Origin of the sequence: Sphingobacterium daejeonense, assembly GCF_901472535.1 — a bacterium.
Taxonomy (GTDB): domain Bacteria; phylum Bacteroidota; class Bacteroidia; order Sphingobacteriales; family Sphingobacteriaceae; genus Sphingobacterium; species Sphingobacterium daejeonense.
In genome coordinates this window covers 3,079,420-3,092,928 of the sequence record NZ_LR590470.1, presented here as the reverse complement: position 1 = coordinate 3,092,928, position 13,509 = coordinate 3,079,420, and the positions used below count along the sequence as shown (strand labels likewise).

Sequence of the window (13,509 nt, the reverse complement as noted above, 5' to 3'; positions counted from 1 at the left end):
CGACCGGTGGCTGAGCGGAGCCGAAGCCCCCGGTGTAAAACCAATAGATATTACATCCCAAAAAACCCCATCGGGGTTAAATGCCGGAGGCATGAAATATCTCTTAAATGCCATCGGCATGTAATATCTATAGAAATGAAAATCGCGTCAAACACCAACGCCGTAGGTGTGGCATGTTTGTTTAACACCCTGCTATAATAATGTCTCCCCGATGGGGTTAACCTATTACAACAAACGATTATCACGCCATGCAACCCTGTAAGGGTGTAACTATTATAGCAATAATTTTATCAAACCATACAGCTGCCCCACCGCCCACTGAACAGTCGGTAGCACTGCTAAAAAAATAACTTTAAAATGTCTCAGAACAATCTTTGGCCTTTCAAATTCATTTCGAAAAGACATAAAAATTCCGTATTTTTGCATTGCATTAATTAAGGCAATTCTTATAAATCAATGTAATTGTACACATTGACGAGAATTGCGGTTTTATACAAAATCATAAATCATAGTTGTAAATGATTAACATTACACTTCCTGACGGTTCTGTACGTCAGTATGAAAAGGGCACTACTGCCATGCAGATTGCTCAGTCGATTTCCGAAGGATTAGCTAGAAACGTATTAGCTGCAGAAGTAAATGGCGAAGTTTGGGATTCTTCAAGATCTATTGAAGAAGATTCAGCAGTCAAATTGTTGACCTGGAACGATGAAAAAGGAAAATCAACGTTCTGGCACTCTTCAGCTCACCTGTTGGCTGAAGCATTGGAAGCACTTTATCCAGGAATCAAATTCGGTATCGGTCCTGCAATCGAAACAGGCTTCTATTACGATGTAGACTTCGGTGACCGTGAGTTCTCATCCGACGATTTTAAACAGATCGAGGATAAAATGATCGAACTGGCTAAACAAAAAGAAATTTTTGAACGCAAAGCAGTTTCTAAAGCTGATGCCTTAGCTTATTTCGAAGAAAAAGGAGACGAATACAAACTGGATCTTATTAAAGACCTGGAAGATGGAAAGATCACTTTCTATTCCCAAGGTAACTTTACTGATCTTTGCCGTGGTCCGCACATCCCGAATACCAGCTTTATAAAAGCTGTTAAATTGACAAACGTTGCTGGTGCTTATTGGCGTGGTGATGAAACTCGTAAACAATTAACTCGCATCTATGGTGTGACCTTTCCTAAAGCCTCTGAACTGACTGAATACCTGAAGTTCATCGAAGAAGCTAAGAAACGTGACCACCGTAAATTGGGTAAGGATTTGGAGCTGTTTGCTTTCTCAGAAAAAGTAGGGATGGGTTTGCCATTATGGTTGCCAAAAGGTACTGCTTTGAGACAGAAACTTCAGGACTTCTTGCAAAAAGCACAAATCAAAGCTGGGTATGAGCCTGTGATAACACCACATATTGGCCATAAACAACTATATATTACTTCTGGACACTATGAAAAGTATGGGGCAGATTCGTTCCAGCCAATCAAGACTCCAGTGGACGGTGAGGAATTCTTGTTGAAACCAATGAACTGTCCTCATCACTGCGAAATCTACAAGACTAAACCTCGTTCTTACAAAGAACTGCCGGTTCGTTTTGCAGAGTTCGGTACGGTATACCGTTATGAGCAGTCGGGTGAGTTACATGGTTTGACCCGGGTAAGAGGGTTTACTCAGGATGATGCGCATTTATTCTGTCGTCCGGACCAAGTAAAAGAAGAGTTCAAAAAAGTTATCGACTTGGTACTTTATGTTTTTGGAGCTTTGGGATTTGATGATTTTACAGCACAAGTTTCATTGCGTGACCCTGAGAACAAAACAAAGTATATCGGGTCTGATGAAAATTGGGCTTTAGCAGAGGCTGCAATCATTGAATCAGCAGCGGAAAAAAGGATTACCGACAGTTGTAGAATATGGCGAAGCAGCATTTTATGGTCCTAAATTGGACTTTATGGTAAAAGATGCTTTGGGCAGAAAATGGCAGTTGGGAACAATCCAGGTTGACTACAATCTTCCGGAGCGTTTTGAATTGGAGTATACTGGCAGTGACAATATGAAGCACCGCCCAGTGATGATACACCGCGCACCATTCGGATCATTGGAAAGATTTGTTGCAGTCTTGATCGAGCATTGCGGAGGTCAGTTTCCGTTATGGCTTGCACCTGAGCAGTTTATCGTCTTGCCAGTGTCAGAAAAATATGAAGAATATGCTCAAAAACTTTTAGAATCGCTAAATAATTCCGATATTCGCGGTCTGATTGACTTGCGTGACGAAAAAGTAGGGCGTAAAATCCGCGATGCTGAAGTGAAGAAAATGCCTTATATGGTGATTGTAGGGGAAAAAGAGATGGAAAGCGGAACGATATCAGTGCGTAAACATGGTGGAGTTGACTTAGGGTCAATTACTCCAGAAGAATTTAAAGATTTATTATTAAAAGAAATAACTGTTTAATTTAATTAAGGAAACATTTGGCAAAAAGTAACAATTTCGGCCCTAGAGGCCCGATTAGGAAAAAAGAACCAGAACACCGTATCAATGAGCACATTCGTGTTCCAGAAGTGCGTTTGGTAGGTGACAATGTAGAACAAGGGGTGTATCCGACAAGACAAGCCTTGGCACTAGCTGATGAGCTTGAGTTGGATTTGGTTGAAATTTCTCCTAATGCTACGCCTCCTGTTTGTAAGATTATCGATTACAGTAAATTCGTTTACGAACAAAAGAAAAAACAAAAGGAAATTAAAGCGAATGCTAAGCAAACTGTTATCAAGGAGATCCGTTTTGGACCTAATACCAGTGAGCACGATTTCGAGTTTAAATTGAAGCATGCCATGCGTTTCCTGGAAAGTGGCGAGAAAGTTCGTGCGTATGTGCATTTCAAAGGCCGTGCAATCGTGTTTAAAGAACAAGGTGAAATCTTGTTGTTGAGATTCGCACAAGCATTGGAAGACTACGGTAAAGTTGAAACTATTGCCTAAGTTGGAAGGAAAGCGTATGTTCTTGACATTGGCGCCGAAAACCAGCCCAAAAAAATAAAAAGTATCTAACAGATTGATATAAAATATATAAGTATTATGCCAAAAGTTAAAACCAATTCCAGCGCTAAGAAACGTTTCAAATTGACTGGAACAGGTAAAATAGCAAGAAAAAACGCTTTCAAAAGCCACATCTTGACTAAGAAAACTACTAAACAAAAACGTAACTTAACTACTACTAGTTATGTAAGCGATGCAGATTCAGGCAACGTAAAACGTATGCTTGCTATCGGTAAATAAGTTTAGACAAAAACATTTAATAACAATATTTTTTTAACCGGGTATTGGGTCGTAAGATTGCTGAAAAACGTAACACCTTGTACCAAATTAAATTTTAAAAATTATGCCACGTTCGGTTAACGCAGTTGCTTCTAGAAGAAGACGTAAAAGAATCCTTAAATTAGCTAAAGGCTATTATGGATCTCGTAGCAAAGTATATACTATTGCTAAAAATACAGTAGAAAAAGGTTTACAGTACGCTTACCGCGACCGTAAAACCAAAAAACGCGAGTTTAGAGCTTTATGGATACAACGTATCAACGCTGGAGCTCGTCAACACGGAATCTCGTATTCTCAGTTGATCGGTAAATTAAACGCTAAAAACATCGGCTTGAACCGTAAGGTATTAGCTGATTTAGCTTTAAACAATCCAGAAGCTTTCAAAGCAGTTGTAGACGCAGTAAAATAAGTTTAAACCGCATCAATTTTTGTTAGATATTGAAAAGCCATCCCGAAAAGGATGGCTTTTTTTTGATGGGGTTGTGCTATTATCGAAACTATTCCCCTGCGTAACAAACCCCCTTTCCCTCGACATGCGTGTCATTCCTCATCGCAGATGAGGAAACTATTTTAATGATTTAGAAACAATAGTGGTCGGTGGAGACACCGACCACGGCGGTGAAACTCCATCAATGGGGCAAGTTATTAATGCTCAACCCATCGGGGTGACACTCTTATAGCAGAGGATTTAACAAACATGCCTACGGAATTTTATCCCGATAGGGTTAATTCGTTGTGGATGATGGTGACACCAGGGGCAATTAAAGTGGGTGCTATTTCTGATGTTTATTTCTCTAAATAATCTTCGTTATTCAAAACAGCAATGAATAGTTGACTAAATAGTTTCTCTCTCTTACGAGAGAGAATGACACACTCGCTCGTTTAATGAGGGGGGTGAATTGGAAGGGTAAGTGGTCGCCGCAGCGACCTCTTACCCTTCCAATTCACCCCCTAAAACCCCCAAGAATGCCTGTCATTCTCTCGCTTTAGCGAGAGAAACTATTTTGGAAGTTTATATGCGTTTAGTTTTTCTAAAATCAGCGATTAATTTATCCAAAATAGTTACACCCTTACAGGGTTAAATGGTTTGATACAATCATTTCTATAATAGTTACACCCTTACAGGGTTGCATGGTTTGATACAATTATTGCTATAATAGTTACACCCTTACAGGGTTATATGGTTTGATAAATTGTTTGTTATAATATCTCAACCCCATAGGGGTGACACTATTATAGCAGAGGATTTAACAAACATGCCACGCCTACGGCGTTGGTTTTTGTGGTGATTTCCATCTCTATAGATATGGCATGCCTACGGCATTTAAGAGATATTTCATGCCGATGGCATTTAACCCTTACAGGGTTTCATGGTTTGATACAATCATTTCTATAAAAGTTCCACCCCCTACAGAGTAGAATAGCCTGCAAAAAACAAACGTGACCTAGTTAGGTCACGTCTGCGAAATTAATGTATGTGTATGAATTGTAAGCTTATTAATAACCTGGGTTTTGAACCAAGTTTTTGTTGGCATCTAGCTCTTGTGCAGCGATTGGCCAATATTCATCTTTGTTTTCTCGGTACACTACCTCTTGGGTTCCAAAGGATTTAGTAGCAACACTGTGGTTGTAAACAGGGTTTGCGTTTTCATCGATTCGGGTTAAAACGTTCCTATCCCAATTGTTGCCTAATCTATTCAGGTAGATATAGCCATTCATGACCTGTTTTGCAATCCCCCAACGGCGGAGGTCATGCCAACGAAGGCCATCATTTGCTAATTCAACCTTTCTTTCATATCGTAATGCTGTACGCAATTGTGCTTGGGATAAGCCATTTGGTAGGTTCGGCATGTTGGCGCGTTGTCGAATTTGGTTGATTGCATCATAAACCGTAGCATCAATGCTGTTTCCTTCAATTTTAGCTTCGGCATAGATCAACAAGAGTTCAGCATAGCGGAATATACCAACGTTCAGATCGGAGAATCCCGAAACCGAAGTCGTTGCAAAATCAGCAAGGTCAGTATGCTTGCGCCATAAATATCCGCTAAATGAACGATAAGCATTCGTAGCATCTGCATTGGCCTGAGAAGTCGGTTTTTCAGCAGAACCATTGATCACTGGCCAGTAATTGTTCACCCTTGAAAATGCAGCGTTCGGCTCAAACTGAAATCCCATAAATCTAGAATGTGGACGGACGGTATATAAATCCAGGCGTGGATCTCTGTTTTCAAAAGGATTTTCTGGATTGTATAAAGTGGATTCTGTAATGAATTTTCCCTCCAAATCCTGAAATGAATCAATAAAGTTTTGAGTCGGACCCCAATAACAAACACCTTTTCCTAATCTAGATGCCAAATAATATCCTTGGTTATGGGTGTTATCACTAATATTGCGATTGTATTCTACCACCCAGATCCATTCCTTGCTGCTCTCATAGCCTTTATGCCCAAAAATGTTTGATACTTCTGGCTCGCCTTCTTTATGTGTTTTGTTGGCATATTGGATGGAGCTGTCAAATTCTGTTAAGCTATGAATGCCATTTGATAGCGTGATCGCTTTTTTGGCAGCCTCTGCCGCAACATTATATTGTTTCGCATATAATGCTACTCTTGCTTTCAGTGTATATGCAGCAATGCTTGAAGCCCTGGAAAACTTAACTCCAGCTTGTGAGAGTGGTAAATGGTCGGCAATAGCAGTCAATTCTTCCAGGATGAATTTTTCAATTTCCGACTTTGCGGTTCGAGCAGGTAATTCATCCGATAATTTCAATGCATTTTTTAGCAATGGAACATCCCCGTAAAGCTCAATCAATTGAGAATAACAGTATGCGCGGATAAATCTTAGTTCAGCATCAATTCTAGCGTAATCGGCTTCAGACATACTCGATTTGATGCCTTCTAATTTGTCGAGCACATCGTGTACCCTGCCAATTGTTTTATAATGTGCGGCCCAAGGTTTTGTGGCCAACGCATTATCGGTGGTAATCGAACTTGTAATAGGAGAGGTGTAATTATTACCTGGTCTTGCATAGCCAATATCGGTGATATTGTCCATCACATGCCAGATAGGCGTACTAGAAGCATCAAGCAATGTCAAAGCTTTATAAGCTCCCAATAAGCCCATTTCTGCCTCTTTTTGCGTGGTAGGGAATGTTTCTGAAGACGGGTTGTCCAATGGCAACTGTTCCAGATCGCATGATGTCATTAGAGCAGCACAAAGTGCACTCATTCCTATGATTGATTTTGTTATCTTGATCATTATTCTTTAAAATTTGAAGTCTAAACCAAATGTGTACACCTTAACCTGCGGGTAAAAGTTCCCTGCACCCAAGGAAACACCATCTTGTGCGCCTGAGTTGTAGTTGATCTCAGGGTCATAGCCCTCGTAAAAGTTTGTTTTTGTAAATAAGTTCTGGCCATTCGCATAGATGAAAATTCCACCAATCTTAGAATTTGCAAGCCAGCTTTTAGGAATTTCATATCCTAATTGAACATTCTTAAGCCTTAAATACGAAGCGCTTCTCATCCAGAAATCCGAGTTTTGCGTGTTATTGGTTGAAGTAACAGATACTCTTGGCAATGATGCGTTTTTATTGTTTTCAGACCAGTAATCCAATTGCCATGGTTTGATAGCAGAAGAGTTTACTGCTGGAATTACATAATGAGAATCCAAGTAGCCATCAACTTTTGCTACACCTTGGATAAATGCTCCAAACCTGATTCCCTTATAGCCTAGATCTAGATTAAATCCATAAGTGTATCGTGGGATTGTATTGCCGATAATTACCTTGTCGGCATCAGAGATCTTTCCGTCAGGAATAACGTTTCCATTCTCGTCAAAGCCTCCAGCGATGTCTTTATAACGGATATCACCAGGTTTGACCGTTCCAAATTGAGTTGGGCCATTGTCAATTTCTTCCTGTGATTGGTAGAGTCCATCAGAAACATATCCAAATATGGAGTTAATCGGATAACCGACTTGTTGTCTCAATAAAGTTCCCTGGGTTTGTCCGGCCATATCGGTTATCTTATTTCTGACATCCGAGATGTTGGCACCGATCCCTATCTTGAAATCCCCAAATTGATTGTCGTATCTCACCGATGCCTCCCAGCCTTGGTTCTGAACTTTAGCAGCGTTTTGGAAAGGAGCATTTTTACCGAATAATTCTGAGATATAAAGTTTTAATAAAATCCCATCTGTATGTTTTTTGTACCAATCAAATGTGAATGTAAAGTGATTGAACAGTGACGCATCCAAACCTACTCCGGTCATGGTTGTTTCTTCCCATAATAAACCTTGGTTAGCCATGGTGTTCAAAGCAATCATTTGCTCTACGGTACCACCAACGGAAATGCTTCCCATTTCCAATGTTTGGATATATGGATAATAGGAATTTCCAATGTTCTGGTTACCCAATTTACCCCACGAAGCACGTAATTTCAATTGATTGATTGAGTTTTTTAGGTTTGCCATAAACGGTTCTTCGGAAATTCTCCATCCTGCAGAAAACGATGGAAATGCTGTCCAACGGTTAGCAGAAGCAAATCTTGAACTACCATCGTAACGTAAGTTAGCCTCTAATAGATACCGTCCTTTGTAATCATAATTGAATCGTCCAAAGGTCGATGCCAATAACCATTGATATTGGTTTCCAGCGTTATTTTTAGTCTCGGTATCTGCACCTGCGTTCAAAACTTCGTAAGTGTCATACGTGAAATCGCGACGGTATCCCATTAGGTATTTCTCATCGTACGTTTCCCGTGATGCACCAATCATCAAACTCAAGTTATGGTCATTGAAGGATTTCTGTGCGGTACCTTGAATGGAGTAGCTGCCATTGAAGTAACGGTAAGCAGATTCGGTCAATTCGGTTGATGGCAAAGCAGTACCAGCTTCATTTCCGTCTTCATAATAAGTCATGACAGCTTTTGCAAAATCATGGATATTACGAGTGCGGTATCTAGGTGCTGCCATACCTGTTAAGCTCAACCATTCTGTAGGCTTGTAATTGATTGATAAGTTTCCAATCAATTCAAGGTTGTTAACTTTTCTATTCCCTCCATCTTCAATAAATGCTACAGGATTGTTTTTCACCCAGCCTTCAGACCATAGTCCATCCGCAACGCGGATAGGAATATTGGTAGGCATACGGCCGATATAGTTCCAAATGGTACCTTCATTGGCGATTTGTGTCCGGTTTGTGTTTACTGCTGATAGGTCAAAACGGATATTCAGCTTGTCATTGGGGTTGATATCCATGTTGTTTCTAAATGTATATCTCTTAAACCCGGTGTTCTTGATCAAGCCATCTTGGGATACATATCCTACAGAAGGAGCAACCCTTATTTTTTCAGCGCCAGCATTTAAGGTAAGAAAGTGATTGTGGGTAAATCCCGACCCGCTTAGAATTGCTTTTTGCCAATCGAAATTGTCCGGGTTTTCAGCGTATAATTTGTTGAAATCTTCAAAATCCTTATCGCTGTAGATCACCGAACCATTATCATTCATATTAGCGTCATTGAATACTTTCATGAATGTGGCACCATCCGTTACTTTTGGTATAAAAGTAGCGTCTTGCCATCCTGTATAACCTTTATAATTGATTCCAAATTGGTCTTTGCCTCTTTTGGTGGTTACTAAAATGACGCCGTTTGCTGCCCTAGAGCCGTAGATAGATGCAGATGCAGCATCTTTTAGTACCGAAATACTCTCGATCAGATTCGCGTCGATATTGTCCAAAGAACCAGCTACACCATCGATAATTACCAGTGGTTCGGAGTCAGAACCGCCAAATGAATTTACGCCACGAATACGGATTGATCCTTGGTCACCTCCTGGAGCACCAGATTGAGAAGTTACTGTGACACCAGGTGCAAGGCCTTGTAGTGCCGTAGATGTGGAAACTACAGGTCTTCTTTCCAATTGTTCGCTGTTGATGGTCGATACAGCTCCTGTCAGGTTTACTTTCTTTTGCGTACCATAACCTACTACGACAACTTCATCAAGGTTGGTTAGGTCAGCGGTCATTATAACATTGATCATGTTCTGATCTGAAATTGTCCTTTCTGCATTTGCAAATCCCATACTTGCAAATAAAAGGACATCGCCCGTGTTTGCATCGATACTGTATTCACCAGTTTCTGATGTTTGCGCCAAGGCATTTAGGTGGCCTTTGATCTTGATAGTAACGCCTTCAATTGGGTTTCCATCTTCATTGGTCACTTTTCCCCTGATATTTTTTTGCTGTGCCCAAAGTATACCCACAGGTAGGAAACACAACAAAAAATGAGATGTAATTGTTTTTTCATTTAGATGTGTATTAATAATAAATAGGTTATTCTATTCAGATGTATTAGAAATGTGATTTAATGTTATTTAAAAATGTTTAAAATTGTTTCGAAAATAGATTTATAATGTTAAATAATTATTAAGAAAGTATTTTGATTTTGTTAAAAACAGGCAAATACACCCTAATCATAGTAGATTTTATTCAAAAACAACAAATGGTTATATGCTTATAAAGCGATTCGAAAATAAAAAAAAAGATTTTTAAACCAAAAATTTAAAAATCTTTTTTCTGAAGGTGAGAAGGGAATGGGTGTTAGGCGACGATGATTTTGATACCTAGGTCTTCAATGGATTTAACAATGTTCGGGGAAACCTTGCTGTCTGTAATAATGTAATCTACATCTATAAGTTCACAGATTTTACCTAGTCCCCTTTTTCCAAAATTTGCTGCTATCTGCCAGAATAGCGATTTTTTGAGAGGTTTCGATCATTTTTTGATTTAATGTAGCTTCTGGCAAATTGCTAATTGAGATACCGAATTCAAGGTCGATGCCATCTGCTCCGAGGAACAAAATGCCACAGCTAATCTCGTCCAGGACGCGCATTGCGTATTGTCCAGCTACGGAAGAAGAGTTCGGGCGAATTAGCCCACCTAATAACAAAACCTCGATATTTGGCTTTCCACTGAGCTCTAAGCCTACTTTTAAGGCCGGAGTGATTACTGTCAAGGCATGGGTGGTCTCAATGTTTTTTGCCAAAGTAAAGACGGTCGTGCCAGATCCGATCATGATAGAATCATTGTCTTTTATCAGCTTAATTGCAGCTTGGGCAATGCGCTGTTTCTCTTCACTATTGATCGATTCCTTGACTATTATAGGACGATCAATTGCGTAAGGATTGCTGCTGGATGCGCCACCTTTAATCCTGAATAACAGGTTTTTATCTTCTAAAACTTTCAGGTCTTTGCGGATCGTTACGCTGGAAACCTTCATGGTCTCGCAGAGCCAGTCTATCGTAATCTTCCCTTTTTCCTTTAAGCTCTTTAGAATGAATTCGTGTCTGTCCGTAATATTCATCATAATTCATTTAATAAGTTAATCTAAAACAAATATAACCACCTTTTCCAAACCTGCCTACTCTTTTTTTTTATTTAAAAATCTTTTTTATATTCTTTTTTTTCTACATTTGGAATTAACTAATAAAATACAATAACCAAACATACCTTATGTCGAAGTATACTTTGCCGATGCCTGCCAGCAAAAGAAGATGGTTTATAATAGCGGTCATATTTTTGGCTATCGTTTTAATTATTACGATCGGCAAATCGTATCCATCCTGAAACCGATGTTGAAGGATGAATTTGACTTAGGCGATGACGGATATGCATTAGTTATCAATGTATTCACCGTTTTTTATGCCTTGATGTACCCTGTTTCAGGTTGGCTGGTTGATAAATTCGGTGAAAAGAAGGTGATGTTGGTGGGGATTTTGGGATGGTCAGTTGCTTGCCTCGGAGGCGGGTTTTCAAGAACATTCGGTTCTTTTTTGTTCTTCAGGGGAATGCTAGGTGCGGCCGAGCCAACAAATTTTCCCGCGCAGTTGAAAGTGATAACTGTTTGGTTTTCGGGAAAATTAAGAGCAACAGCGAACAGCTTATGTGTCGCCGGAAGCTCCATAGGGGCAATCATTGCTCCTCCAATCGTAGCATGGTTAGCAATTAGATATAATTTCCATACAGTATTCATCGTTGCGGGAATTGTAGGGTTAATCATCGCATTGTTATGGTTCTTGATTTATACAGAACCACCGGCAGAAATCCGAAATGAGGCTGTTGGAGAAGTTGATGAGTCTTCTTCAGACCAAGGTTTTTCTTGGGGTCAGCTATGGAAAACAAAGACTTTGTGGGGGATATTATTGATTCGTTTTGTAAGTGATCCAGTGTGGTATTTCTGTCTTTTTTGGCTACCAGGCTATCTTCAGGAAGAAAGTGGACTGACCTTGGCTCAGATTGGAATGTTTGGCTGGATACCATTTTTGGTGGCTGATATAGGTGCTATCGGGACTTCAGCATGGTCAGATAAAATGGTGCGCAATGGTAAAGAGCCTTTGATGGCTAGAAAAATTATGCTTAGCAGTATCGCTGTACTGGCACCTTTATGCTGTTTGACATCCTATGTGTCGAATCCATATTTGACCATTTTGATTTTTTCATTGGTTGCAGTTGCCTGCTTGAGTTGGCTTTTCACGATATCTGTCGTGATTGCCGAAGCTTTTCCAGTGAAAAATGTGGCTTCTGTTTTGGGAATTGCAGGTGGATTTGGTGCTTTGGGCGCTGTATTGTTCAATTATTTCGTTGGGCAGATGATGGGATCATTAGGTGCAGGCACCATATTTATTGCAATGGCATTTATGCACCCCATCGCGGTTCTGATATTATGGACTATGGTAAAGAAAGAAAAGCCAAAACAAGAATTGATAGAAAGTAATTAAAAAGAAAATATTATAAAGTAGTAATTGTTATGGGAGAAGTAAAGACCATTTTGGAGCCTGCAAGAGAGACTCCTGTTCGCTTAGAGGTGGATGTTTTGGTAGTTGGAGGTGGGCCTGCGGGTATTATTGCTGCACAAGCTGCTGCATCAGACGGATTAAAGGTTGCCTTAATCGACAACAGAAGCTTTGTTGGTGGAAATATGACCATTGGATTGCCAATTTTAGGTTTCTTGGGACAGAAAGGAAATCAAATTATCAAAGGTTTGCCCCAAAAGTTTATTGACAAACTCAAGGAGGTGGATGCTGCTTCTGAGCATCGTCCTTGCCCATTGCATATGAGCCTGACCTTGGTAGAACCAGAAGCAGTTAAAAACGTAGGTTTGCAAGTACTGGAAGAGGCAGGAGTAAAAGTTTTGCTTTATGTTTTCTCGGCAGGTGTAGTTATGGATGGAGATGCCTTGAAAGGGGTAATTATAGAGAGCAAATCAGGGCGTGAGATTATTTTGGCGAAAACAGTAATTGATTGCACCGGTGATGCCGATGTAGCATTTAAAGCTGGTGTAGAGTGTGAACAAGGAAACGAAGATGGTGGAGCACAGCCGCCAACATTGATGTTCTGTATGGCTGGCGTGGACACTGAAAAATTAAGAATGTCCATAGCTGAAGAGCCAAGAACTTATCTTACGGATTTTATCCCATCGGAATATTTTGGTCAAAACAATCAATTTATCGTTGTTGGTTTGCGCAGTGTGATGGAAAAAGCACGTCAGCATGGCTACAACTTGCCTGTGGAGCGAACCATATTGATCACAGGATTGCGTAAAGGTGAAGTTTGGGTGAATATGTCCCGTATCAATGGTGTAGATGGTACTAATCCAGAAAGTCTGACCTACGGTGAAATCGAAGGACGTAAACAAGTAGAAGAAATACAGCGTTATTTGAAAGAATTTGTTCCAGGATTTGAAAACTCAAGGTTCACAAAAATGGCACCTTTCCTAGGGATCCGTGAAACTCGCCGTATCGTGGGTAACTATACCATGACTGCAGATGATATCTTGACTTGTCGTCGCTTTGACGATGCAGTTGCTGTAGCGAGTTATCCGCTGGATATACATCATCCCGAAGGTGGAGGTTGTACTTTAACTTGGTGTGGGGACAGTTATGATATTCCATACCGCTCTTTAGTACCTAAAAATGTGAAGAACCTGTTGGTTGCAGGGCGAGCGATTTCGACCACACATGAAGCGATGTCTGCGATCCGAGTTATGGCACCTTGCATGGCGATGGGTGAAGCTGCAGGACGCGCAGCAAAATTAGCAGTAAGAAAAGGAATCACACCTGCTGACGTGAGTGTTGATGAATTGAGAGCAGAACTGATCAGCACTGGAGCCTACTTAGGAGAAAACCTGACAGCTGCTGTTTAATA

The 13,509-nt window shown here is 40.3% G+C and carries 7 protein-coding genes and 2 pseudogenes; 6 read left to right on the top strand and 3 right to left on the bottom strand.

Annotated elements, in window-relative coordinates; translation table 11 throughout:
- The first annotated feature begins 518 nt into the window (after positions 1-518).
- From thrS to rplT, 4 genes and pseudogenes are all read left to right on the top strand, one after another.
- Positions 519-2,445 (top strand): annotated as a pseudogene (thrS, locus tag FGL31_RS14960) (threonine--tRNA ligase).
- A 53-nt stretch (positions 2,446-2,498) separates the two neighbouring features.
- Positions 2,499-3,027, top strand: a pseudogene (gene infC, locus FGL31_RS14955) (translation initiation factor IF-3).
- Between the two features lie 38 nt (positions 3,028-3,065).
- The gene (gene rpmI / locus FGL31_RS14950) at positions 3,066-3,266 is read left to right on the top strand and encodes a 50S ribosomal protein L35 (protein ID WP_099371909.1); all 201 of its coding nucleotides are present in this window, start codon (positions 3,066-3,068) and stop codon (positions 3,264-3,266) included.
- Between the two features lie 103 nt (positions 3,267-3,369).
- On the top strand, positions 3,370-3,714 hold the full coding sequence (gene rplT, locus FGL31_RS14945) for a 50S ribosomal protein L20 (RefSeq protein ID WP_099371908.1): 345 nt from the start codon (positions 3,370-3,372) through the stop codon (positions 3,712-3,714).
- Positions 3,715-4,802: 1,088 nt separating this feature from the next.
- Here the strand turns inward: rplT and FGL31_RS14940 are convergent.
- The 3 genes from FGL31_RS14940 to FGL31_RS14930 all read right to left on the bottom strand — a co-directional run bounded on the left by FGL31_RS14940 (position 4,803) and on the right by FGL31_RS14930 (position 10,672).
- Positions 4,803-6,563, bottom strand: coding sequence for a RagB/SusD family nutrient uptake outer membrane protein (locus FGL31_RS14940; RefSeq protein WP_138092567.1), 1,761 nt, complete (start codon positions 6,561-6,563; stop codon positions 4,803-4,805).
- Positions 6,564-6,569: 6 nt separating this feature from the next.
- Positions 6,570-9,569: a SusC/RagA family TonB-linked outer membrane protein gene (locus FGL31_RS14935; RefSeq protein WP_232046792.1), complete on the bottom strand. Its 3,000-nt coding sequence runs from the start codon at positions 9,567-9,569 to the stop codon at positions 6,570-6,572.
- A 443-nt stretch (positions 9,570-10,012) separates the two neighbouring features.
- Positions 10,013-10,672: a DeoR/GlpR family DNA-binding transcription regulator gene (locus tag FGL31_RS14930; protein WP_317131027.1), complete on the bottom strand. Its 660-nt coding sequence runs from the start codon at positions 10,670-10,672 to the stop codon at positions 10,013-10,015.
- Between the two features lie 187 nt (positions 10,673-10,859).
- Here FGL31_RS14930 and FGL31_RS14925 point away from each other — a divergent pair, with 187 nt between their 5' ends.
- Together FGL31_RS14925 and FGL31_RS14920 are read left to right on the top strand one after the other, a co-directional pair.
- The gene (locus FGL31_RS14925) at positions 10,860-12,083 is read left to right on the top strand and encodes an MFS transporter (protein ID WP_232046791.1); all 1,224 of its coding nucleotides are present in this window, start codon (positions 10,860-10,862) and stop codon (positions 12,081-12,083) included.
- A 29-nt stretch (positions 12,084-12,112) separates the two neighbouring features.
- Positions 12,113-13,507, top strand: a complete 1,395-nt coding sequence (locus FGL31_RS14920) for an FAD-dependent oxidoreductase (RefSeq protein ID WP_138092562.1) — start codon at positions 12,113-12,115, stop codon at positions 13,505-13,507.
- The last annotated feature ends 2 nt before the right edge of the window (positions 13,508-13,509 follow it).

Bases quoted from the DNA above. Each gene is read 5' to 3' on its own strand.
- FGL31_RS14930 (WP_317131027.1), bottom strand. From the start codon at position 10,672: ATGATGAATATTACGGACAGACACGAATTCATTCTAAAGAGCTTAAAG.
- FGL31_RS14925 (WP_232046791.1), top strand. From the start codon at position 10,860: ATGGTTTATAATAGCGGTCATATTTTTGGCTATCGTTTTAATTATTAC.
- FGL31_RS14940 (WP_138092567.1), bottom strand. From the start codon at position 6,563: ATGATCAAGATAACAAAATCAATCATAGGAATGAGTGCACTTTGTGCT.
- rpmI (WP_099371909.1), top strand. From the start codon at position 3,066: ATGCCAAAAGTTAAAACCAATTCCAGCGCTAAGAAACGTTTCAAATTG.
- FGL31_RS14920 (WP_138092562.1), top strand. From the start codon at position 12,113: ATGGGAGAAGTAAAGACCATTTTGGAGCCTGCAAGAGAGACTCCTGTT.
- rplT (WP_099371908.1), top strand. From the start codon at position 3,370: ATGCCACGTTCGGTTAACGCAGTTGCTTCTAGAAGAAGACGTAAAAGA.